General features: G+C 68.3%; 20 protein-coding genes. 7 read left to right on the forward strand and 13 right to left on the reverse strand.

What is annotated here, in order from left to right; genetic code table 11:
* From ACAM58_RS25575 to ACAM58_RS25595, 5 genes are all read left to right on the forward strand, one after another.
* Positions 1 to 1,365 (forward strand): FAD-binding oxidoreductase, encoded by a 1,365-nt coding sequence (locus ACAM58_RS25575; RefSeq protein WP_369663787.1) that lies wholly within the window; start codon positions 1 to 3, stop codon positions 1,363 to 1,365.
* Between the two features lie 383 nt (positions 1,366 to 1,748).
* Positions 1,749 to 2,777, forward strand: a complete 1,029-nt coding sequence (locus ACAM58_RS25580) for an ABC transporter substrate-binding protein (protein ID WP_369663788.1) — start codon at positions 1,749 to 1,751, stop codon at positions 2,775 to 2,777.
* 141 nt (positions 2,778 to 2,918) lie between these two features.
* Entirely contained in the window at positions 2,919 to 3,509 is a 591-nt protein-coding gene (locus tag ACAM58_RS25585) for an NAD(P)H-dependent oxidoreductase (protein ID WP_369663789.1), read from the forward strand.
* A 25-nt stretch (positions 3,510 to 3,534) separates the two neighbouring features.
* Positions 3,535 to 4,512 carry a 2Fe-2S iron-sulfur cluster-binding protein gene (locus ACAM58_RS25590; RefSeq protein ID WP_369663790.1) on the forward strand — a complete coding sequence of 326 codons (978 nt, stop codon included), beginning with the start codon at positions 3,535 to 3,537 and terminating at the stop codon, positions 4,510 to 4,512.
* A complete protein-coding gene (locus ACAM58_RS25595) occupies positions 4,509 to 5,171 on the forward strand; it encodes a TetR family transcriptional regulator C-terminal domain-containing protein (RefSeq protein ID WP_369663791.1) in 663 nt (220 codons plus the stop codon). Before ACAM58_RS25590 ends, ACAM58_RS25595 begins: the two co-directional genes overlap by 4 nt.
* Here the strand turns inward: ACAM58_RS25595 and ACAM58_RS25600 are convergent.
* The 11 genes from ACAM58_RS25600 to mdeB form a co-directional block, all read right to left on the reverse strand.
* Positions 5,164 to 5,631 (reverse strand): RidA family protein, encoded by a 468-nt coding sequence (locus ACAM58_RS25600; RefSeq protein WP_015867879.1) that lies wholly within the window; start codon positions 5,629 to 5,631, stop codon positions 5,164 to 5,166. The two genes, ACAM58_RS25595 and ACAM58_RS25600, sit on opposite strands and share 8 nt — an antisense overlap.
* Complete coding sequence (locus ACAM58_RS25605) at positions 5,628 to 6,827, reverse strand: amidohydrolase family protein (protein WP_369663792.1); 1,200 nt, start codon at positions 6,825 to 6,827, stop codon at positions 5,628 to 5,630. The genes ACAM58_RS25600 and ACAM58_RS25605 overlap by 4 nt, the downstream gene beginning before the upstream one ends.
* Positions 6,824 to 7,642 (reverse strand): 2-oxo-tetronate isomerase, encoded by an 819-nt coding sequence (otnI, locus tag ACAM58_RS25610; protein WP_369663793.1) that lies wholly within the window; start codon positions 7,640 to 7,642, stop codon positions 6,824 to 6,826. Before otnI ends, ACAM58_RS25605 begins: the two co-directional genes overlap by 4 nt.
* A gap of 25 nt (positions 7,643 to 7,667) precedes the next feature.
* Positions 7,668 to 8,336 (reverse strand): aldolase, encoded by a 669-nt coding sequence (locus ACAM58_RS25615; protein WP_369663794.1) that lies wholly within the window; start codon positions 8,334 to 8,336, stop codon positions 7,668 to 7,670.
* Between the two features lie 460 nt (positions 8,337 to 8,796).
* On the reverse strand, positions 8,797 to 9,873 hold the full coding sequence (locus tag ACAM58_RS25620; RefSeq protein WP_027730205.1) for an IS110 family transposase: 1,077 nt from the start codon (positions 9,871 to 9,873) through the stop codon (positions 8,797 to 8,799).
* A gap of 299 nt (positions 9,874 to 10,172) precedes the next feature.
* Positions 10,173 to 11,441, reverse strand: coding sequence for a 3-oxo-tetronate kinase (gene otnK, locus ACAM58_RS25625; RefSeq protein ID WP_369663795.1), 1,269 nt, complete (start codon positions 11,439 to 11,441; stop codon positions 10,173 to 10,175).
* 3 nt (positions 11,442 to 11,444) lie between these two features.
* Positions 11,445 to 12,467 carry a D-erythronate dehydrogenase gene (gene denD, locus ACAM58_RS25630; RefSeq protein ID WP_369663796.1) on the reverse strand — a complete coding sequence of 341 codons (1,023 nt, stop codon included), beginning with the start codon at positions 12,465 to 12,467 and terminating at the stop codon, positions 11,445 to 11,447.
* Between the two features lie 21 nt (positions 12,468 to 12,488).
* The gene (ltnD, locus tag ACAM58_RS25635; RefSeq protein WP_369663797.1) at positions 12,489 to 13,412 is read right to left on the reverse strand and encodes an L-threonate dehydrogenase; all 924 of its coding nucleotides are present in this window, start codon (positions 13,410 to 13,412) and stop codon (positions 12,489 to 12,491) included.
* Between the two features lie 16 nt (positions 13,413 to 13,428).
* A complete protein-coding gene (locus ACAM58_RS25640; RefSeq protein ID WP_369663798.1) occupies positions 13,429 to 14,751 on the reverse strand; it encodes an MFS transporter in 1,323 nt (440 codons plus the stop codon).
* Between the two features lie 175 nt (positions 14,752 to 14,926).
* Entirely contained in the window at positions 14,927 to 15,703 is a 777-nt protein-coding gene (locus ACAM58_RS25645; protein WP_015867887.1) for a FadR/GntR family transcriptional regulator, read from the reverse strand.
* 67 nt (positions 15,704 to 15,770) lie between these two features.
* Positions 15,771 to 18,437 (reverse strand): alpha-ketoglutarate dehydrogenase, encoded by a 2,667-nt coding sequence (mdeB, locus tag ACAM58_RS25650; RefSeq protein ID WP_369663799.1) that lies wholly within the window; start codon positions 18,435 to 18,437, stop codon positions 15,771 to 15,773.
* A 105-nt stretch (positions 18,438 to 18,542) separates the two neighbouring features.
* Between mdeB and ACAM58_RS25655 the strand changes: the two genes are divergently transcribed.
* Entirely contained in the window at positions 18,543 to 19,007 is a 465-nt protein-coding gene (locus ACAM58_RS25655; protein WP_015867889.1) for an Lrp/AsnC family transcriptional regulator, read from the forward strand.
* Between the two features lie 24 nt (positions 19,008 to 19,031).
* Here the strand turns inward: ACAM58_RS25655 and ACAM58_RS25660 are convergent, their stop codons facing one another.
* Positions 19,032 to 21,293, reverse strand: a complete 2,262-nt coding sequence (locus ACAM58_RS25660) for a PhoX family phosphatase (protein WP_369663800.1) — start codon at positions 21,291 to 21,293, stop codon at positions 19,032 to 19,034.
* A 109-nt stretch (positions 21,294 to 21,402) separates the two neighbouring features.
* Entirely contained in the window at positions 21,403 to 22,551 is a 1,149-nt protein-coding gene (locus tag ACAM58_RS25665; protein WP_015867891.1) for a murein transglycosylase A, read from the reverse strand.
* Between ACAM58_RS25665 and ACAM58_RS25670 the strand changes: the two genes are divergently transcribed.
* The gene (locus ACAM58_RS25670; protein ID WP_167313238.1) at positions 22,550 to 22,714 is read left to right on the forward strand and encodes a hypothetical protein; all 165 of its coding nucleotides are present in this window, start codon (positions 22,550 to 22,552) and stop codon (positions 22,712 to 22,714) included. The two genes, ACAM58_RS25665 and ACAM58_RS25670, sit on opposite strands and share 2 nt — an antisense overlap.
* The last annotated feature ends 55 nt before the right edge of the window (positions 22,715 to 22,769 follow it).

Genomic DNA, 22,769 nt, shown 5'->3' on the forward strand with positions numbered 1-22,769 from the left:
ATGCACGCCGCCACCGACTGGGAGGCCGTGCGCGCCGATCTGCGCGGGCTCAACCTGATCACCGCGCCGGCCCAGCGCAAGCAGCTGTCCAAGGACTTCTACTGGTACAGCCCCATCCTCAGCGCGCAGCTCGCGGGCTGCGTGGCCGACCTCGTCGTCAAGGTCAGCACCGAGGACGACGTGCGCCAGGCGGCCGCCGTGGCCGCCAAGTGGAAGCTGCCGCTCACCGTGCGCGCCGGGGGCACCGGCAACTACGGCCAGTGCGTGCCGCTCGAAGGCGGCATCGTGCTCGACGTGACGCAGATGTGCCGCGTGCTCGACATCCAGGATGGCCGCATGCGCGTGGAGGCCGGCGCGAGCATGCACGACATCGACCTTGCGGCGCGCGAAACCGGCCAGGCGCTGCGCATGTGGCCTTCGACCTGGCACGTGGCCACCATCGGCGGCTTCATCGCGGGCGGCTTCGGCGGCATCGGCTCGTTCCGCCACGGCATCCTGCGCGACCCCGGCAACCTGCTGCGCGCGCGCGTGATGACGGTGGAGCGCGAGCCGCGCATCATCGAACTGCACGGCGACGAGATCCAGCAGGTGCACCACGCCTACGGCACCAATGGCGTGATCCTCGACGTGGAAGTGGCGCTGAGTCCGGCGGTCGAGTGGGTGCACTGCACGGTGCTGTTCGAGACGTACCGCGGCGCGCTCGATTTCGGCATTGCGGCGCAGGCGCCGGCGCTCGACATCTTTTTGCTCTCCACGGTCGAGGCCCGCTTCTCACCCTACTACACGGCGATGCGCGACCGCTTTCCGCGCGACCGGCATGCCGCGTTCGCGATGGTCTCGCCCGATTCGATGGCCGGGTTCCGCGCGCTGGCCGCCGCGCATGGCGGCACCCTCTCCGTCGCCGGTACCGAGCCCGAACTGCTTGCCGAGGGCCTTCCGCCCGCGTACGAATGCGCGTTCAACCACACGACGCTGCAGGCGCTCAAGGCCGACCGCGGCTGGACCTACCTGCAGGTGGCCTACGCCCAGCCCTTCGACCCGGCGGTGGTCGAGCGCCATCTGCAAATCTTCGGCGACGAGGTGCTGCAGCACCAGGACTTCGCACGCGCCGGCGGCGAATGCGGCACCTTCGGCATCCTGCTGGTGCGCTGGAAGGGCGAAGCCCACCAGTACGAGGTGATCCGCGAGATCGAGTCGCAGGGCGGCTGCAAGATCTTCAATCCGCATGTCGTGACCATCGAGGACGGCGGCATGAAGACCATCGACACGCAGCAGATCGAGTTCAAGAAGCGCAGCGATCCGATGGGGCTCATGAACCCCGGCAAGACGCGTGGCTGGACTTCCGAGATGGCTGTCGAGCGTTGAAATGAAGCGTCGCCCTGTCTTTCGTCGCGTTGATTTCGAGGGCTGCTATTCAGGGCGCGCTCCCGCCGACGGGGTACCTTGCTCCGCGAATGTCCTCCGGCCTTCGGCCTCCCCCTTGATTTCGCTGCGCAAGGCACCCCATCGACGGGAGCGTTGTACAGAGCGGTCGTTGATCGGCCAGCACCAGAGCCGCGCCCATCGTGCACAGGGCATCGGGTGCTCCCCGCAGCGAAATCAAGGAGGAGGCCGCAGGCCGGGGGACATTCGCGGAGGGGAGTACCCGGTGGCCTGTGCACGCACCACGAACAACAGCGCTTGCCATCGAACAATGGCCAAGCCGACATGAAAATACCCCGTCGAATTCACACCAGGAGTCCACTGCCATGCACGTTCCCGCTCTGACCATCCGTCCGCTCGCCCTAGCCCTGGCCCTCGCGGCCGCCGCCTTCGCCGCACAGGCGCAGGAAAAAGTGGTGTTCGCCACCAATTGGAAGGCGCAGGCCGGCCACGGCGGCTTCTACCAGGCGCTGGTGGACGGCACCTACAAGAAGTATGGCCTCGACGTCGACATCCAGCAGGGCGGACCCATGGTCAACAACCGGCCCATGCTGCCGGCCGGCAAGATCGACTTCCTCATGACCGGCAACCTGCTTCAGTCCTTCGACAACGTGAAGAACGGCGTGCCCACCGTCGTGGTCGCGGCCTTCTTCCAGAAAGACCCACAGGCCATGTTCGCCCATCCGGGACAGGGCTTCGACACCTTCAAGGACATGGCCAAGGCGCCCGTGGCCTTCATCGGCAAGGATGGCCAGTTCAGCTTCTGGCAGTGGATGAAATCGGAGCACGGCTTCAAGGATTCGCAGCTCAAGCCCTACACCTTCAACGTCGGCCCGTTCCTGGCCGACAAGAAGTCCATCCAGCAGGGCTACGCCATCTCCGAGCCGCTCTCGATCAAGGCGCAGGCCGGCTTCGACCCTGTGGTGCAGCTGCTGGCCGACAACGGCTTCTCGACCTACTCGACCACCATCGAGACGCGCGCCGACCTCGTCAAGACCAAGCCCGAGACCGTGCGCAAGTTCGTCGAGGCCTCGATCATCGGCTGGAACAACTACCTCTACGGCGACAACAAGGCCGCCAACGAGATGATCGCCAAGATCAACCCCGACTCGCCCGTCGCCGCGTCCCAAGGCTCCATCGAACTCATGAAGAAGATGGGCATCGTCGACAGCGGCGAATCGCTCACCAAGGGCATCGGCGCAATGGACGAGGCCCGCGTGAAGGACTTCTACGACAAGATGGTGAAGGCCGGCCTCTACAAGCCGGGCGAGGTCGACCTCTCGAAGGTCGTCACCACGCAGTTCGTCAACAAGGGCGTCGGCCTCGACATCCGCAAGAAGCTCGCCGGCAAGTAAGCACACCGTCTTTTCCCGTGGGCCGCGCGGGGCTTGCGCCGGGGTCAGATGCCGGCGCCTGGGTTGCCATAAGGCACTGCGCGGCTCTTCATTCCCTGGGCTCTGACCCCGTCTCGCCGAACCGGCGAACCGGCCCTCCTCATGAAAACGCTCGTCGTCCACTGCCATCCGAACCCTGACAGCTTCAACCACGCGCTCTACCGCACCGCCCTCGAGGCCCTCGAGCCGCGGCACCCCGTCAAGGCCATCGATCTCTACGCCGAAGGCTTCGAGCCCACGCTCACGCGCGAAGAGCGCATCGCCTACCTCGACAACCCCGAACTGATCCGCGAACGCGTGAAGCCGCATGTCGAAGCGCTGCTGTGGGCCGAGCACCTGGTGTTCGTCTATCCCACCTGGTTCCATGGACCGCCGTCGATGCTCAAGGGCTGGCTCGAGCGCGTGTGGCTGCCGGGCGTGGCCTTCCTGCCGGCAGAGCGCAAGGGACAGCTCGCGAGGTCGGGCATGCGGCACATTCGGCGGCTGACGGTGGTGACCACGGGCGGCTCGCCGCGCTGGTTCGTGATGCTCATCGGCGACCCGGGCCGGCGGCTCTTCACGCGCGCGCTGCGGGCGCTGTTCGCATGGCGCTGCAAGGTCACGTGGCTGCAGCTGCACGACATGAACGCGGTCACCGCGCGCGACCGCACCCATTTCATCGAACGCGTTGCGCGCAAGCTGCAGAGCATCTAGCAGGACAGAGGAGACAGACCCCACCATGAGCCTCGAACGCACGCTCACCGTCCGCGTCGAACGCATCTCGCGCGAGACGCCGGAAATCCTGGCCTTCGAGCTGGCCCATCCGTGGGGCCGCACGCTGCCGGGCTACGAGGCCGGCGCGCACATCGACGTGCACATGCCCGGCGGCTTCTCGCGCCAGTACTCGCTGGCGCGATGGTCTCTTTCGAACGCGCCGTCGCACGCCGCGGCGTCCTACGTGATCGGCGTCAAGCGCGAGGCCCAAAGCCGCGGCGGCTCGGCCTCGATGCACGAGCGCGTGCGCGAAGGCGACCTGCTCGCGATCAGCGTGCCGCGCAACACCTTTGCGCTGCGCGAAGAGGCCGGGCACCATCTGCTGATGGCCGGCGGCATCGGCATGACGCCGCTGCTGGCCATGGCGCAGGCGCTCGCGGCGCGCGGTGCCTCGTTCACGCTCTGCGTGTTCGCGCGCAGCGAGGAGCACCTGGCCTTTGCCGATGCGCTGCATTCGTCCGCGCTGGCGCCGCACCTGCGACTGCACCTCGACCAGGGCGGCGCCAGCCGGCGCATCGACCTGCGCGCGCTGCTGGCCGAGCGCGCACCCAACACGCACCTGTATGTCTGCGGCCCCGGCGGCTTCATGCGGGCGGTGCGCGAGGCTGCGGCGCACTGGCCCGAAGACACGCTGCACACCGAATACTTCGCCGCCCCCACCGATGCGAACGCGAGCACCGGCCTGCCCTTCACGCTGAAGCTCGCGCAGCGCGGCATCAGCGTGCCGGTGGCGGCCGACCAGACCGCCGTCGATGCGCTGCACGAAGTGGGCATCGACATTCCGGTGTCGTGCCAGCAGGGCCTGTGCGGCACCTGCGTGGTCGAGGGCGATGGCGAAGGCGCGGAGCACCGCGACTTCTGCCTCACGGGCAGCGAGCGGCGCCACAAGGTGGCCCTGTGCTGCTCGCGCGCCAAGGGCCGGGAACTGGTGCTGCAGCTGTGAGCATCGGAGAAGAGGAAAGAGAAAGCGACAGCGAGGCGCCCGCCACGCGCGGCCGCTCGCGCAAGTACACGCAGGTGCTCGGCCTCATCAACCAGGCCGCCATCGAGGTGTTCGCAAGCGAGGGCCTGGCCGGCGCCTCGACCCAGGCCATTGCCGACAAGGCCGGGCTCTCGAAGGCGCAGCTGCACTACTACATCGAAAGCAAGGAAGCGCTCTACCGGCAGATCCTGCAGGACATCCTCAACGACTGGATCGTGGTGTTCGGCTTTGCCGACGAGGCCTTCGGCCCGCGCAAGGTGCTGGGCGACCTGATCCGCCGCAAGATGGTGTTCTCGTTCGAGCACCCACTGCGCTCGCGCATCTTCACGGCCGAGATGATGCGCGGCGCGCCGGTGCTCAACGCCATGATGGACACGAGCAAGCAGCGCACCGACCAGGCCGCCGCCGTGATCCAGAACTGGATGAACCAGGGCCTGATGGACAAGGCCGACCCGATGCTGGTGCTGTTCCACATCTGGGCGGTGACGCAGTTCTATGCCGACCACGCCACGCAGGCGGCCTACTTCCGCAATGTGGCGCAGCAAGGCGACGACAAGGACCGGCGCTACCTGATCGAGCAGGTGACCGAATTCCTGCTGAAAGGCGCGGGCGTCAAGTAGGGCGATGCTGCGGCAGGTACATGGTGGCTTCCACTTCCACCAGCACCTCGTCGCCCGGCAGGAAGCGCGACACCTCGACCACCGTGCTGACCGGCGGCTCGCCCGGATAGAACAGGCCGCGCACGCGGTTGTAGAAGGCGTAGTGCGGCAGCTGGCGGAAGTACTGCACCAGCTTCACCACGTCTTCCATGGTGCCGCCATGCTCGGCCGCGATCTGGCGGATGCGCTCGAGCACGAACCAGCTCTGCGCCACGATGGGCGCCTCGAAGATGTCGACCGACATCTGGCCCGTGGCATAGCCCAGGCCCTGCAGGGCCGTGCGGCCTTCCTCGGGCAGGGCCTCGTAGCCGGCCACGGCGCGGCGCGTGGCCGGGTCGACCGCAACCACGCCGCTCATGAAGACGAAATCGCCCACGCGCTTGGCGGCGGCGTAGTTGGCCATTGGCTTGCCCATGCTCATCGTGTCTGCTCCAGAATTTCTTGACCGCCACGGATCACGGTGCGCCGGCGCCCGCGCGAGCCGACCAGCTCATGCTCGCCGGTGGCCGCGAGCAGCACCAGGTCCGCGGGGCAGCCCGGCGCAATGCGGCCGTCCCATGCCAGGCCGAGCGCCTTCGCCGGGCTGACGGTGATCGCGTCGAGCCATTCTTCCGCGGGCGCGAGGTGCGCCATCTGCACACCGAGGCCGAAGGTTTCGAGAAGGTCGTAGCTGCCATAGGGATAGAAGGCGTCCTGCACGTTGTCCGTGGCCAGGCTCGCACGCAAGCCCCGTGCCGCCGCCTCGCGGATGCGCGTGATGCCGCGCGGCACGGGCGTGCGGTCCCAGGCGCCCTGCAGGTAGAGGTTGGTGGTCGGCAGCGCGACGATGTGGATGCCGGCGCCCGCGCACAGCGCCAGCGTTTCGTTGGCAACGGCATCGTCCTGCATCGCCAGCGAGCAGCAGTGGCCGCAGACCACGCCGCGCCGGAAGTCGCGCGCACGCATCAGCTGCGCAATGCTGCGCAGGCCGCTCGCGTCGGCGTCGAGACCCTCGTCGACATGGAAGTCGAGGCCCAGGCCGTGGTCCTGCGCGAGGTCGAACACGCGGCCCAGCTTGTGCACCAGGCCTTCGTTGCGATACACGAAGGCGCCCAGCACGCCGCCCGCGCGCTTCACCTCGCGCGCAATGCGCTCGCCGGCCGCGAGGTCCGCGAACAGGTCGAGCGGCGTGAGAGAGACGAACTGCAGCTCGATGCGGCCGCGCCACTCTTCGCGCAGCGCCTCGAACACCGCCAGCGCGGCGGGCGGCTCGCCCTCCACCCAGTCGATGTGGGTACGCAGCGCCCGCGTGCCCGACTGCCAGGCCTCGTGCAGCGCGCGCTCCATGCGCGGGCGCAGCGCCTGGCCGCTCCAGCCCGCGCGGTGCTTCGCCATGCGGTCGATGGCCGCGAACAGGTTGCCCTCGGCCGCGCCGACTTCCTGCACGGTGTAGTTCTTGTCGATGTGCGCATGCGCCTCGACGAGCGCGCTCAGCAAGGTGCCGCGCGCCTGCGACTGCGATGCGCTCGGCACGACGGCCTGCACCCTGTCGCCGGCCAGCGTGACGTCGAAGACCTGCGCATCGCCCGCGGCAAAGCCGCGCAGCCGCGATGGAATGCGCAGCGACTCGAGTTTCATGCGCGCTGTTGCAGCGCCCGCAGCCAGCCGAGCCCCGCCGAGGTGCCGCCGGGTTCCGAGCCGCGCCGGGGCCGGTACTCGCAGCCGACCCAGCCCTGCCAGCCGGACTGCGCCGACACCTCGTCGATCAGGTCGAACAGGTAGGGGTAGTTCTGCTCGCCGATGTCGGGCTCGTGGCGCTCGGGCACGCCGGCAATCTGGATGTGGCCCACGCGCCCGGTGGGCAGGTACTTGCGGATCTTCATGGCCACGTCGCCCTCGACGATCTGGCAGTGGTACAGGTCCATCTGCACCTTGAGGTTGGGTGCGCCCACCATGTCGACGATCTCGTGCGCATGGTCCTGCCGGTTGAGGAAGAAGCGCGGGATGTCGCGCGTGTTGATGGGCTCGATCAGCACGTCGCGCCCGGCCTTGGCCGCCTCGGCCGCGGCCCAGCGCAGGTTGTCGACGTACACGGGCTGCACGGCCTCGCGCTCCAGGCCTTCGGGCACCAGGCCCGCCATGACGTGGATGCGCGGGCAGCCGAGCGCCACGGCGTAGTCGATGGCGCTGGCCATGCCTTCGCGGAATTCGGCGTCGCGGCCCGGCAGGCAGGCCAGGCCGCGTTCGCCGCGGTCCCAGTCGCCCGGAGGGGCGTTGAAGAGCACCTGCTGCAGGCCGTTGTGCTGGAGCCGCGCGGCGAGCTCTTCCTTTGCGAAGGCATAGGGAAAAAGATATTCGACGGCCTTGAAGCCGTCTTTCGCGGCGGCTTCGAAGCGGTCGAGGAAGTCGAGCTCCGGATAGAGCATCGAGAGGTTGGCGGCGAATTGGGGCATGGCGTGTTTTTACTACTACTGGCGGCTACCAGCGCGCACCGAAGATGCGGCGCAGTTCATCGATCTGTTCATTGCCGAGCGGCTCGGGCCTGGCAGGGCCGGCGAGGAGCTGGAGCTTGGCGGTGTCCTCGAGTTCCTCGAGCACGGCCATGGCGGCCGCCGGGTTCCCGTGCCACACGTTGGGGCCGAGGCGTTCGAGCATCACGGCCCGAATCGGCGTGCCGGCCGCGCCGTGGCGCTCGATGGCCTGCGCCACGAGTTCGGCCGCTTCGGGCGCGCCGGGGCGGTGGTACGGAATGAGCGGTACGTGGCCGACCTTCATGACGAAGTACGGCGTGAGCGCGGGCAGCAGCTCGTCGCCCGGCGTGTTCGCCAGCGTGAGCGCGACGCAGTGCGTGCTGTGCGTGTGGATCACGCAGGCCGTGCCTGCATCGAACTTGCGGGCGGCGGCGTAGATGCGCGTGTGCAGCGCGATGGTCTTGCTGGCGCGGTCGCCGCCGGTCTGCTGGCCTTGCGCGTCGAGTTTGGCAAGACGCGCGGGGTCGAGAAAACCCAGGCAGGCATCGGTCGGCGTGATCAGAAAACCGTCGTCCAGCCGCACGCTGATGTTGCCCGCGGTGGCATGCACGTAGCCGCGTTCGAACAGGCTGCGGCCGACTCGGCAGATTTCTTCTCGGGCTTGGGTTTCTTTCATGTCTTTTTTAACTGCGCGAGTTTGGCTGTGTTCGGGCGGTCTTGTTCAGGGTGCTGTTGTCCAGGGTGTGTGCACAGATCACCGGGTACTCCCCTCCGCGAATGTCCCCCGGCCTGCGGCCTCCTCCTTGTACCGGGACTTCTCGCGCAGTCAAGCACGGGTTTGGGTTGGTTTTTCTACCAAGCTGTATCGCTTGCGAGGCATTGAGGATCGAGGCGCAACGAAACGAGGAACAGACTGCACATCTACCGACGGTCTTGTTGCACTGGCACGTGGCCGTGCGGACCCAGATACGAACCGCTCAGCGGGGCTCCATTCATTTCTCGTGATGCCCACTACAACCGGCATCACCAAGGAGGAGTCGAGCTTGCCCGCTGCCGGTCTGACCTGTTCATTGCATCTTCGAACTCACGTCTGGCAAGCAAATAAACAACAACAAAGGGTATCCGAACGGCTGGCGCTACGTCGCGATCACCGCGACGATGACGCCTGGTGGTTTGGTACTGACGTGGTGCGCATCGAAGGGCCGGCCCCGTGCGAACACGGCCCACAGAATGCGTGCGTTCTTGTTGGCCAACGCCACCACGGCCTTCTGCCAGCCGCAGCGCTCGCGCAAGGCCTGCACCCAGCGCGAGATCGGGTCGTCGCGCCTGTGCGCCGTCAGCACTATCGACTTGGCCCCCTGGATCAGCAGCGTGCGCAGGTACGCGTCGCCGCGCTTGGTGATGCGCCCCAGGTTGTTCTTGCCCCCGCTGGAGTTCTGTCGGGGCGTCAGGCCCAGCCAGGCGCCGAACTGTGCACCGTTCTTGAATTGCTTGAAGTCGCCCACGGTTGCCACCACCGCGGAGGCCGTGACCGGTCCCACGCCCAGCAACTGCTCGGCCTGGCGCACCTGCTCGCTGGCCTTGCCGTGCGCGGCAATGCGCTCGTCGCACCAGCGCAGGTGCGCATCGAGTTCCTGCCACTGTGCATACGCTCTGTGCAGCGCCAGCCGGGCAAGGCCGCCGAGTTCATTGCCAGCGTCTTCCATCACATCGGGAAGAACCTGGCGCAGCGCCTCGGGGCTTTGGGCGAACACCAGCCCGAACTCCGCCAGCAGGCCCCGAATGCGGTTGATGCAGGCGGTGCGGTCTGCCTTGACGCCCTCGCGCAGGCGGTGAATGCACAGCATGCTTTGCTGCTCCACGCTCTTGATCGGCACGAAGTGCATGTGCGGGCGCGAGGCGGCCTCGCAGATGGCGGCAGCATCGTTGGCGTCGTTCTTGCCGCTCTTGCCCTGCAGGCGATAGGCCACGACGTGCGCGGCGGCGATGATGCGGGCATCCAGCCCCAGGGCGAGCAGCTTGCGCGCCCAGTAATGCGCACTGGAGCTGGCCTCCATGGCGACCAGGCAGCCCGCGGGCAATTGCGCGCACCAAGCCAGGAATTTAGCGCGCGGCAATGCACGCCCCGTAACGCGCACGCCGGCCGCGTTGACCGCAAAAACCTCAATGACGTGCTTTGCCAGATCGATGCCGACTCGGGTAATCTCGTTCATGGGGCTTCTCCTTCCAAAGGTTTCAGATTGACTTCGCAAATCAATCTTGGCACTCGATGCCGTGACCAGGAAGCGAGAAGTCCCTTCGCATTCATTTCGCTGCGGGGAGCACCCGATGCTCTGTGCACCTGGGCACGCTCATGGTGTACCGCTGATCAACCACCGCTCTTTGCAACGCTCCCGCTGATGGGGTGCCTTGCGCAGCGAAATCAAGGAGGAGCCCGAAGGGCGGGGGACATTCGCGGAGCAAGGTACCCCATCGGCGGGAGCGCGCCCTGAAAAGACACCGAGCATGAACATCATTCAAGCACTGTAAAGGCCTTGGTGAAGAAGTCATCCCCCCCGAAGTTCCCGGACTTCAGCGCAATGTGCACCGGCAAACCTTCGACATCCGTGCGCGCATGGCACCACGGCACCCCCGGATCGATCTGCGGGCCGATCTGCATCTGCGCGATGCCCAGTGCCTGAACGCAGGCACCGGAGGTTTCGCCGCCCGCCACCACCAGCTGGCGCACACCCCGCTCGACCAGGCCGCGCGCAATCGCGGCAATGGTGCGCTCGACCATTGCGCCGGCCTCCTCGACACCGAGCTTGCCCTGCACCGATTTCACGGCGCCGGCCTCGGCCGTGGAATAGACCAGCACCGGCTGCTTCTCGACCAGCGGCGCGGCCCAGGCCAATGCCTCGGCCGCGACATCCACGCCCGCGGCAATGCGCAGCGGATCCACGGCCAGCGCCGCGCCGCCGCGCTGGATGAAGTCGAGCACCTGCCGGTTGGTGGCCAGCGAGCAGCTGCCCGACACCACGGCGCGCAGTCCGCCGGCCGTCGGCAGCGCACTGGCCTGCGACGACGGCGCAAGGCCGAAGTTGGCCGGCAGCCCGATGGCCACGCCCGAGCCGGCCGTAACCAGCGGCATCTTCGCGAGCGCCGGGCCCAGGCGCAGCAGGTCGTCGTTCGACACCGCGTCGACGATGGCGACCGACACGCCCTCGCCTTGGAGCTGCTCGATGCGCTCCGTGACGGCCGCCGCGCCGCGCGCCACCACCGCGTGGTCGATCAGCCCGACCTTGCGCGTGCACTGGGCCTGCAGCACGCGAACCAGGTTCGGGTCGGTCATCGGCGTGAGCGGATGGTTCTGCATGCCGCTCTCATTGAGCAGCACCTCGCCCGCGAACAGGTAGCCCTTGAACACGGTGCGCTTGTTGTCGGGGAAGGCGGGCGTGGCAATGGTGAAGCCGCACTTCAGCGCCTCCATCAGCGCCTCGGTCACCGGGCCGATGTTGCCTTGCGGCGTGCTGTCGAAGGTGGAGCAGTACTTGAAGTAGATCTGCTGCGCGCTCTGCGCCTGCAGCCAGCGCAGCGCATCGAGCGACTGCGCGATGGCCTCGGCCGGCGCAATGGTGCGCGACTTGAGCGCGACCACCACCGCATCGACTTCCGCATCGAGCGGCATGGCGGGCACGCCGATCGCCTGCACCACGCGCATGCCGGCGCGCACGAGGTTGTTGGCGAGGTCGGTCGCGCCGGTGAAGTCGTCGGCGATGCAGCCGAGCAGCAACTTGGCCATGGCTCAGTCCTTGGTGGCGAAGACAGGCAGCTTCACCGCCTGCGGGTTCTCGCGCACGTAGTCGCGCAGGATGGCGTCGAAGCTCGCGTCGGCCGCGAGGCCCAGCGCCTCGGCGCGCGCGGCGTGGATGCGGCTGGGCCAGCTGGTCACGATCTTGGCGATGGCCGCATCGGGTTCCCAGTCGATCAGCCCGGTGGCGTCCTTGCCGGCGATGCGTTCGAGCGCATCGGCCATCTCGCGCACGGTGGTGGTCAGCGCCGGCAGGTTGACGGCGGTGCGTGCGCCCCATTCGGCGGCGCTGGCCGTGGCCGCGCGCACGATGCCCGCGACGGTGTTGCCGGGCGATGCGAGCGCGACTGCCGTTTCTGGCGCCACGGGGCAGCGCGCGCGTTCGCCCGCCAGCGGCTCGCGCAGCATGCCGCTCAGGAAGCTGGAGGCCGCGCCGTTGGGCCGGCCCGGCCGCACCGAGACCGTCATGAGCCGCACGTTGCGGCCCTGCACGAAACCCTTGCGCGTGAAGTCGGCCACCAGCTGCTCGCCGATGAACTTCTGGATGCCGTAGCTGTTCTGCGGCGTCGGCAAGGTGGTGTCCTCGATCACCGCGGGCAGCCGCTGCTCGGGCGAATCGCCGAACACCGCGACCGAGCTGGAGAACACGAACACCGGCGCATGGCCCGCGCGGCGGCAGGCGTCGAGCAGCGCGCGCGTGGTGTCGAGGTTGCTGCGCATGCCCAGGTCGAAGTCGGCCTCGCATTCGCCGCTCACGGCCGCGGCCAGGTGGAACACGGCGTGCGTGTCGGCCAGCGGCAGCGCGCCGCCGGTGGCCTGCTCGTACAGGTCGCCCTGCACGAACTGCACGCGCGCATCGGCCGCGAGGTCGGCGGGCGGCGCCACGCGGTCGGCCAGCGTGATGCGCGAGATGGACTGGGCCGCGCCGCCCGCCAGTGCCAGCGGGCCGCCCGCGAGCAGCGTGCGCGCGAGCCGCGTGCCGACGAAACCGCAGCCTCCGGTGATGAGAATGTTCATGGTGCTTGTCTTCCTTTGACTTCAGGCTTTCTTGTCGGCAGCCGGCAGTTCGATGCCGGGAAAAATCTTGATGACCGCGCTGTCGTCCTCGCGCGCGAAGCCCGCGGTGGAGGCCTGCATGAACATCTGGTGCGCGGTGGACGACAGCGGCAGCGGAAACTTGCTGGCACGCGCCACGTCGAGCACCAGGCCCAGGTCCTTCACGAAGATGTCGACGGCCGACAGCGGCGTGTAGTCGCCCGCCAGCACGTGCGCCATGCGGTTCTCGAACATCCAGCTGTTGCCCGCGCTGTGCGTGATGACCTCGTACAGCGCGGCCGGGTCCACGCCTTCGCGCAGGCCCAGCGCCATGGCCTCGGCCGCCGCGGCAATGTGCACCCCGGCCAGCAGCTGGTTGATGACCTTGACCTTGCTGCCCGCCCCTGCGCGGTCGCCCAGACGATAAACCTTGGCCGCCATCGCGTCGAGCACGGCGCCGGCCTTTTCGTAAGCCGCGGGCGTGCCCGCGGTCATCATCGTCATCTGGCCGCTCGCGGCCTTGGCGGCGCCGCCGGAGATCGGCGCGTCGAGGTACAGGATGCCCTTTGCGGCCAGGCGCGCCTCGAGCGCGACCGACCAGTTCGGGTCCACGGTGGAACACATCACGAACAGGCTGCCAGGCTTCATCGACGCCGCGCAGCCGGGCGTGGTGCCGTCGCCGAACAACACCGATTCGGTCTGCGCCGCATTGACCACCACGGAAACCACGATGTCGCATTGCGCGCCGAGCGCGGCCAGCGTGTCGCAGGCCACGCCGCCGTCGCGCGCAAAGGCGTGGGCCATGTCCAGGCGCACGTCGAACACGTGCGGCTCGTAGCCCGCGCGGCGCAGCGACTGCGCCATGCCGCCGCCCATGGCGCCGAGGCCCACGACGCCGACGACGGGTGTTGGGGAGTTGGAAGTCATGCGAGGGTTCTTTCGATCAACGGTTGACGAGTTGCTTGGGCGTGAGCCACACGCCGATGGCCCCGAGCACCAGCGCAGCGGCCAGCACGTACATGCCGATCTGCGTGCTGCCCGTGAGGTCCTTCAGGTAGCCGATGAGGTAGGGGCTCGCGAACCCCGCAAGATTACCCACCGAATTGATGGCCGCAATACCCGCCGCGGCCGCCGTGCCCGAGAGAAAGGCGGTGGGCAGCGACCAGAAGAGCGGCGCGCAGGTCAGCACGCCGGCCGCCGCGAGCGAGAGGAAGGCGAGCGACACGACCGTGTTCTGCGTGTACGACGCGGCCACCGTGAAGCCCACCGCGCCCATCAGCGCCGGCACGATCAGGTGCCAGCGGCGCTCCTGCCGGCGGTCGGCGCTGCGGCCGAAGAGGTTCATCGCGACGATCGCGCAGATGAACGGAATGGCACTCAAGAGGCCGATGTGCAGGTTGCCCTTCACGCCCGTGGCCTTGACCAGCGTGGGCAGCCAGAAGGTCAGCGCGTACTGGCCCATCACGAAGGCGAAGTAGATGAGCGCCATCCACCACACGCGCATGTCGCGGAACATGGCGGCCACCGAGTGCGGGCCTTTGGCGCCATGCGCCTGGTCGCGCTCGACCTCGCGCTGCAGCAGGCTCTTTTCCTCGGGCGAGAGCCAGCGTGCATGCTGGATGCTGTTGTCCAGGTAGAGCAGCACCATCACGCCGACGAGCACGGCCGGAACGGCCTCGATGATGAACATCCACTGCCAGCCGTGCATCGACGACACGCCGTGGAAGGCGTCCATGATCCAGCCCGACAGCGGATTGCCGAAGATGCCCGCCACCGGAATGGCCGACATGAACACCGCGATGATCCGCGCGCGCCGGTGCGCCGGATACCAGTGCGTGAGGTAAAGGATCACGCCGGGATAGAAGCCCGCCTCCGCCACGCCGAGCAGAAAGCGCAGGATGTAGAAGCTGCTCGGCGTTTCCACGAACACGAAGCAGGCCGACAGCACGCCCCAGGTGATCATGATCCGCGCGATCCAGATGCGCGCGCCCACCCGGTTGAGCAGCAGGTTGCTCGGCACCTCGAACAGGAAGTAGCCGAGGAAGAAGATGCCCGCGCCCAGGCCGAACACCGTTTCGCTGAAGCCCAGGTCCTGCCCCATCTGCAGCTTGGCAAAGCCCACGTTCACGCGGTCGAGGTAGGCGACCACGTAGCACAGCATCAAAAAGGGAACCAGGCGCCAGAACACCTTGGCATAGGTGCGCTTCTCGAGCGCGGCGTCGGCGGGCACGGGCAGTGCGCCAACCGGTAGGGTGGAGGAAGTCATGAGAAGGTTTGTCCCGCTTTGGATGAGAAAGAGGCCTTGCCGCCGCTGGCTCGCGCGGCCGTCGCCTTATTTGTCAGGTCATCATACAAATTTGACCTCGGAGCTTTGCCTCGGGTAAACCCGCAGGCGCCCTCGTCCGCAGCGCCTTTTTGGTGAGCGTGTGTGTCGCGGCCGCTCAGCTGCCGAGCGGCCAGCCTTCGACCAGCGGCCGCGCGAGCTGCGCGCCCTCCTGCTGCCAGAAGGCGGGGTCGGCCTGCTCGATGCGGCGGATCGCGTTGTCCATGTGGGACTTGGCCGCCTCGCGCGCCCGCAGCGCATCGCCGGCCTCGATGGCCTCGACGATGCGCGCATGCTCCTGCGCCACCTCGCGCGCGAAGTCGGCACGGCGCGCCTCGTTGGCGCGTGTGACGCGCGTAGCGCCGTGCAGGAACTGCCGCAGGTACTGCAGCGTGCCGACCAGGAACGGGTTGCGCGCGGCCTCGGCAATGGCGCGGTGAAAGCGCACGTCTTCCTCGGCGCCGTTGCCGCCCGCGGCCACGGCCGCATGCAGCGCGTCGATGGCGTCGCGGATGTGCTGCACGTCCTCAGGGGTGCGGCGCTCGGCCGCGAGCGCGGCCACCTCGGCTTCGAGCGCACGGCGCAGCTCGACCATCTGGATCACCGCTTCGCGCGAGGCCACGTGCGGCATCTCGAAGCGCAGCGGCTCCACGCCCGCGGCGCGCACGTACACGCCGCTGCCCTGGCGCGAATCGAGCAGCCCCAGCGACTTGAGCCGCGACACCGCCTCGCGCACCACCGTGCGGCTCACGCCGAACTGCTCGGCCAGCGCGCTCTCGGTCGGCAGGCGGTCGCCCTCGGACAGGCGACCGCTGCGCACTTCGGCGGCCAAGGCGTCGGCCACCTGGTCGGCGAGGCGGGCACCGGGAGCGATGGATTGGAAGCGGGCGGTCATGGGCGCGAAAGGGAGGGGGCCTGCGACTCTAACGCAGGCCCGAACGACGAGGCGCCGCCCGCGGGACTCAGCCGAGCGCGTGGCGCGCCGCGTTCGCGATGCTCGCCGCGTCCACCCCGAAGAAGCTGCGCAGCGCCGCGCGCGTGTCGCTGCGGCCGAACCCGTCGGTGCCGAGCGTGAGGTAGCGGCGGCCTTCGGGCAGGAAGGCGCGCACGCTCTCGGGCACGGCGCGCACGTAGTCGGTGGCGGCGACGATCGGGCTCTTGCCGGCGCCGAGCTGCTGCGCGATGAACGGCACGCCTGCTTCCTTCTCGCCCGCGATCGCGCGCTGCTCGCAAGCCAGGCCGTCGCGCGCGAGCTCGCTCCAGCTCGTGACGCTGAACACCTCGGCCTCGATGCCTTCATCGGCCAGCCGCTGCGCGGCCTTGACCACCTCGGTGAGGATCGCGCCCGAGCCCATCAGCGTGACCTTCTTCTTCGCCTTGCCCGAGGCCGGCGCGTACGTGCCGAAGCGGTAGCAGCCGCGCAGGATGCCGGCCTCCGCGCCTGGCGGCACATCGGGCTGCGCGTAGTTCTCGTTCATGAGCGTGACGTAATAGAACACGTCCTTCTGCTCGACCATCATCTCGCGGATGCCCGCGTCGACGATCACCGCCATCTCGCCCGCAAAGGCCGGGTCGTAGGCCTTGCAGTTGGGAATGGTCGCGGCCACGAGGTGGCTCGTGCCGTCCTGGTGCTGCAGGCCTTCGCCGCCGAGCGTGGTGCGGCCCGAGGTGGCGCCCAGCAGGAAGCCGCGCGCGCGCTGGTCGGCCGCGGCCCAGATCGCATCGCCCACGCGCTGGAAGCCGAACATCGAGTAGTAGATGTAGAAGGGCAGCATCGCGAGGCCGTGCACGCTGTAGCTGGTGGCCGCGGCCGTCCAGCTCGCGATGGCACCGGCTTCGCTGATGCCTTCCTCGAGGATCTGGCCGTCGGTGGCTTCGCGGTAGCTCAGCACGGAGCCGATGTCCTCGGGTGCATAGCGCTGGCCCACGCTCGAATAGATGCCGACCTGCTTGAACAGGTTGGCCATGCCGAAGGTGCGCGCTTCGTCGGCCACGATGGGCACGATGCGCGGGCCCAGCGCCTTGTCCTTCAGCAGGTTGCCCAGCATGCGCACGAAGGCCATGGTGGTGCTCATTTCCTTGCCGGCGGCCGCCGTCGCAAACTGCGCATAGCTCGCGATCTCGGGCTTGGGCACCACCTCGCAGGCCGTCTCGCGGCGCGGCATGGCGCCGCCGAGCGCTTCGCGGTGGCTGCGCAGGTACTTCATCTCGGCGCTGTCTTCGGGCGGGCGGTAGAAGTCCATCGCAATGGCCTGCGCATCGGTCAGCGGCAGGCTGAAGCGGTCGCGGAATTCCAGCAGGTCGACGTCGCCCATCTTCTTGTGCGAGTGCGTGGTCATCTTGCCCTGCGCGGCGCTGCCCATGCCGTAGCCCTTCTTGGTGTGGGCGAGGATCACGGTGGGCCGGCCCTTGTGCGCGGCCGCGGCGGCATAGGCGGCATGGATCTTCACGAGGTCGTGGCCGCCGCGCTTCAGGCGGTCGATCTGCTCGTCGGTCATGCCTTCGGCCAGGCGCGCGAGCTCGGGGTTCTGGCCGAAGAAGTTGTCGCGGTTGAAGCGGCCGTCCTTGGCCGCGAAGGTCTGCATCTGGCCGTCGACGGTTTCGGCGAACACGCGCGCCAGCGCACCGCTCACGTCCTGCGCGAAGAGCCCGTCCCAGTCGCTGCCCCAGACCAGCTTGATGACGTTCCATCCTGCCCCGGCAAAGAGCTTCTCGAGCTCGTCGATGATGCGGCCGTTGCCGCGCACCGGGCCATCGAGGCGCTGCAGGTTGCAGTTGACGACCCACACGAGGTTGTCGAGTTTTTCGCGCGCGGCCAGCGTGAGGGCGCTCATCGATTCGGGCTCGTCCATCTCGCCGTCGCCGAACACGCCCCAGACCTTGCGGCCTTCGCAGTTCAAGAGGTTGCGGTGCGTGAGATAGCGCATGAAGCGCGCGTGGTAGATCGAGCTGATCGGGCCGATGCCCATCGAGCCGGTCGGGAACTGCCAGAAGTCCGGCATCAGGTAGGGATGCGGATAGCTGCTGAGGCCGCGCGCGCCGCGGCCTTCGGTGAAGGCGGGGGCGGTCAGTTCCTGGCGGTAGTGCTTGAGGTCTTCTTCGGTCAGGCGGCCTTCGAGGTAGGCGCGGGCATAGACGCCGGGTGCGCTGTGCGGCTGGAAGAACACGAGGTCGCCGCGGTGTGTGCCTTCGCCCGTGTCCTTGCGCGCATGGAAGAAATGATTGAACCCCGTCTCGAACAGATCGGCCGCGCTCGCATAGCTCGCGATGTGGCCGCCGAGCTCGCCATAAGCCTGGTTGGCGCGCGCCACCATCGCAAGCGCATTCCAGCGCATCAGCGAAGCCAGCCGCTCCTCGACGGCCAGGTCGCCCGGGAACGGCGGCTGGTCTTCCACCGCGATGGTGTTGACGTACGGCGTCGCCAGCTCGGGCTGCCAGCCGATGCGCTGCTGCCGCGCGAGGCGGGCGAGCTCCGCCAGCATCTGCCGTGCGCGCTGCGGGCCGTGCGCCTGGGCCAGTGCCAGGAAGGCCTCGCGCCATTCGGCGGTCTCGGCAGGGTCGGGGTCGTGCGTGAGCGGCGTGTCGAGCAGCAGCGCGCGCATCTGGTCGGCGGAGATCGGGGCGTTCATGCCGGCACTTTAGGCCGCCATGCGGCAAATTAGCTACCGGTACAGCCAATTCCATGCGAGCGTCCCAGCATAAAATTCCGGCAATTCTTTATTTGGCGGCATTTCATGCAACTGGACACGATCGACCTGCGCATCCTCGACGAGCTGCAGCGCGACGGCGCGCTGTCGAACGTGGAACTCGCGCGCCGCGTGCACCTGTCGCCCTCGCCGTGCCTCGCGCGCGTGAAGATGCTCGAGGCGAATGGCGTGATCGACCGCTACGTGGCGCTCGCGAGCGCCAAGGCGCTGGGCCTGGGGCTCAACGTGTTCATCTCGATCAGCCTGACGACGCAGAGCAAGCAGTCGCTCGCCGACTTCGAACAGCGCATTGCCGAGCACGACGAGGTGATGGAGTGCTACCTGATGACGGGCGACAGCGACTACCTGATCCGCATCGCCGTGGCCGACATGGCGGCGCTGGAGAAATTCATCCTGGAACAGCTCACGCCGATTCCAGGCATCGAGAAGATCCGCTCGAGCTTTGCGCTCAAGCAGGTGCGCTACAAGACGGCGCTGCCGCTGCCCCGGTAGGAAGCAGCGGCAGCGCGCGGCCGATCAGAGGCCGATCAGGCCGCCGTCGTCCTTGGTGATGACCACCGTGGCCGAGCGCGGGCGGGCGCTGCCGCCTTCGGGCCAGTGGCTGCCGAACTTGGTCGGGTCGCCGATGCTCGCCGCGGGAGTGGTTTCGCCCGGATGCTGGATGTTCACGAACAGCGCGCGGCCGTCGCCCGACTCGGCAATGCCGGTGATCTCGCAATCCTTCGGGCCGACCAGGAAGCGGCGCAGGCCGTCGGCGCCGGGCGCCTTGCCCACGAAGGTGTCCTGCGTGCGCGTGGTGGCGCCGTCGACGTTGGTGATGGTCCTGGCGCCGCCGTCGCCGACCTTGCCCGGCAGCGCGGCCAGCAGCATGCAGTTGGTGACGTCGGTGTAGGCGCCGTCGTCGGTCTCCAGCCAGAGCAGGCCGGCGGTGGCGTGGCTGAACCACATGCCGTCGGGGCTGGAGAAGTCGTTGTCGGCGCTCAGTTGCGACACGTTGATGTCGGCCGAGGCGGTGGCGCGCGCGCCGAACAGGTACACGTCCCACTTGAAGGCCAGCGCGGCGGGGTCGCCGCCCTCGTCCGCAAAGCGCACGATGTGGCCGTTGGGGTTGCCGGTCTGCGCGGTGGCGGTGGGGCCCTTGGGGTCGTTGTAGAAGCGCGGGTTGGCGCCATCGGTGGCGGTGATGGGGCGCGAGGCGGCGTTGGTGTTGGTGAGGGTGACGTAGACCTCGCCGGTCTTCGGGTTGACGGCCGTCCACTCGGGGCGGTCCATCCTGGTGGCGCCGGCGGCGTCGGCGGCCAGGCGCGCGTTGACCACCACGTCGGCCGCGTCGGCAAAGGCGTAGGCCGGATTGCTCGCGGTGATGCCGTTCACGCCGAGCTTCAGCTCGAGCCACGCGCCGGTGCCGTCGGCGTTGAACCTGGCCACGTAGAGGCGGCCGTCGTCCATGTACTTGTCGCCCGCCGCGGTGCCGCCGCCCACGTCGGCCGCATCCCAGTTCTTCGTCGAGACGAACTTGTAGATGTACTCGTTGCGCGAGTCGTCGCCCATGTACCAGACCAGCGGCTTGCCGACCACGACCGGGCCGAGGCAGGCGCCTTCATGGCCGAAGCGGCCGAGCGCGGTGCGCTTCTTGGGGGTGCTCGCGGGATTGAAGGGATCGATCTCGACCACCCAGCCGTAGGTGTTGGCGCCGTTGCGGAAGTCGTCGGTGGCGGTGGCGCCGACCACCTGGGCGTTCCAGCGGCCATAGAGGTTGTCGGCCGTGTCGGGCGTGACGGTGGCCCAGAGCTCGCGGCCGGTGCTGGCCACGCCGTAGCGGGTGAACGCTGCAATTTCCTTCGCCGTGCGGCTGGGGTCGTCGGTGGCCTTGATGCGGCGGAAATAGCCGGCCCAGTTTTCTTCGCAGGTCAGGTAGGTGCCCCAGGGCGTGGTGCCGTTGGCGCAGTTGTTGAGCGTGCCGCGGGTCTTGCTGCCGTCGGTCGAGTACTTGGTCTTCAGGTAGTCGGTCTTGGCGGCCGGGCCCGAGAACGCCATTTCGGTCAGCGTGTGGACGCGGCGGTTGAAGCTCGAGTCCTGCTTGTAGCTCCAGGCGCTGCCGCTCTTGTTGATCTCGATCACGCTCACGCCGTGCAGGTAGAACTCGCGCAGCACTTCGTCGGCGGAGGTGCGCACCGCCGCATTGCCGGTGCCGCTGATGGTCTGGCCGGCGGGGTGCAGGAACAGCGGCGTGATGGCTTCGTGGTTCATCACGAGCAGGCCGCGCGCGGCGCTGGCGGCGTCCCACTTGTTCGACGCGTTCATGCCGAAGAAGGTCATGCCGTCGTGGTGGTCGCCGGCGCGCCGGTCATAGGTGGCCGGATCGTCGGTGCCGTCGTTCTTGTAGGCCGCCACGCCCGCAGCGATCGGGTCGCCCAGGCGATAGAGCACGCTGGCGGTGTAGCCGGCGGGCACGGTGACCACGTCGGCCAGGCCCTTGGCCACGGCATTGAAGCCGAGCTTCATCGGCGTGGGCGCCGGCGCGGGGGTCGGTGCAGGCGCCGGAGCGGGAGCGGGTGCCGGTGCGGGCGGAATGATCGGGAAAGCCGTGCCGCCGCCGCCACCGCCGCCGCACGCCTGCAGCAGCGCGGTGCCGGCAGTGCCGACGCCCAGGCCGAACAGATGGCGACGGCTGAGGCGCGAAGCGATCAGGTCGGTGAAGGAGGGGTTCGCAGTGGGATTGGTGCCAACGTCGTCAAGATCGATGCCGTTGTCGTCGGTACGGGTGTTTGCGGTCATGCGCAATCGCTTTCGTGGGTTGAAAAGGAAATCAACCCGCGAAGTTAGGCAATTCGCATGACACCCGCGTGAAACGCTCAGCCCGCGGTCAGGCGCATCTGCTTGGCGCTCAGGGCGCCGGCGTTTGCCGCGGCCACAGCGCCCACAGGCGCAGCGGCTGGTTCATGCTGGCGGCCAGGCGGCCCGCATCGGCGCCGGTGCCGGCAAAGTAGTCCGCGCGCACCGCGCCGACGATGGCGCTGCCGGTGTCCTGCGCCACCACCAGCTTCTGCAGCTGCGCCGCCGGCCCGCTCGACGCGAGCCAGACCGGCGTGCCGTACGGAATGCTGTCGCGGTCGACCGCAATGGAGCGCCCGGCCGTCAGCGGCACGCCCTGCGCCCCGCGCGGGCCAAAGGCCGCATCGAGCTCGCTCATGGTCTCCTCGCGGAAGAACACGTAGCGCGGATTGCTCCACAGCAGCTGCGTCACGCGCTGCGGGTTTTGCGCGGCCCAGGCCTTGGTGTCGTCGGGCCACTTGCCGATCTTGGTCACCCCCTGGCCGATCAGCCATTGCTGCACGCTCTTGTACGGCTGCTCGTTGGTGGCCGAGTACGCCACGCGCACGGTGCGCTGCACGCCGTTGGCCTCGGTGATGCGAAGGCGCCCCGAGCCCTGGATGTGCAGCATCAGCGCGTCGATCGGGTCGGCCATCCAGGCGATCTCGCGGCCGCGCAGCGCGGCCTGGGCTTCGGGCAGGGTTTCGATCTCCTGGCGGGTGTACCAGGGCCGGCGCGGCACCAGGCCGTCGGGCGCCTGGTAGATCGGAATGTTGAAGGCGGCGGTGGGCACGCGCGAGGCCTCGTACACCGGCTCGTAGTAGCTCGTGAGCTTGCCTTCGCTCGAGCCCGCAAGCGACTCGACGCGGTAGGGCTGCAGCCGCTCGGTCATCCACTGGCGCTGCTCCTCGGGCGTGGCGATGGCCAGCTGGCGCACCTCGCGGCACAGCGGCGCAAAGGCGGCGTTGGGCCGCGCGCAGTTGGCCAGCAGCGCAATCCAGGCTTCGTGCAGCGGGTCGTCGCCGAAACCCGGCAGCTCCGACCAGCCGACCGGCACCCACCGGCTCTTGGGATGCGCGAGCGAACCGGTCAGCGGTCCGAGCTCGCGCGGCGGCGTGGCGGCCGGCCGGGCCGGGGTGTCGGGCGCACGCGGGGCGACCGAGCAGCCGGCCAGCGTTGCTACGATCGCGAGCCCAACCAGCCACTGGAGTCCATTTCTCATGGGTTTGATTTTGCTTGAAGCCCTCGGGGCCGGGCTCGTGTTCATCTTGATCGTCTGGTGGACCATGTTTTCCGGTCGAAAAAAAGGCGAGCTGCACGACGACGACGAGGCCGCCGATGGCAAGGGAGCCAACGAAAAGAAGAATCTCCCGCCCGAAGCGTGAATTCCTTGCGTAGCCCGGGACCGCAGCGGAATGTCGGAGAACAGCCCAATAGCTA

The organism is Variovorax sp. V116 (assembly GCF_041154435.1).
Lineage (GTDB): Bacteria > Pseudomonadota > Gammaproteobacteria > Burkholderiales > Burkholderiaceae_C > Variovorax > Variovorax paradoxus.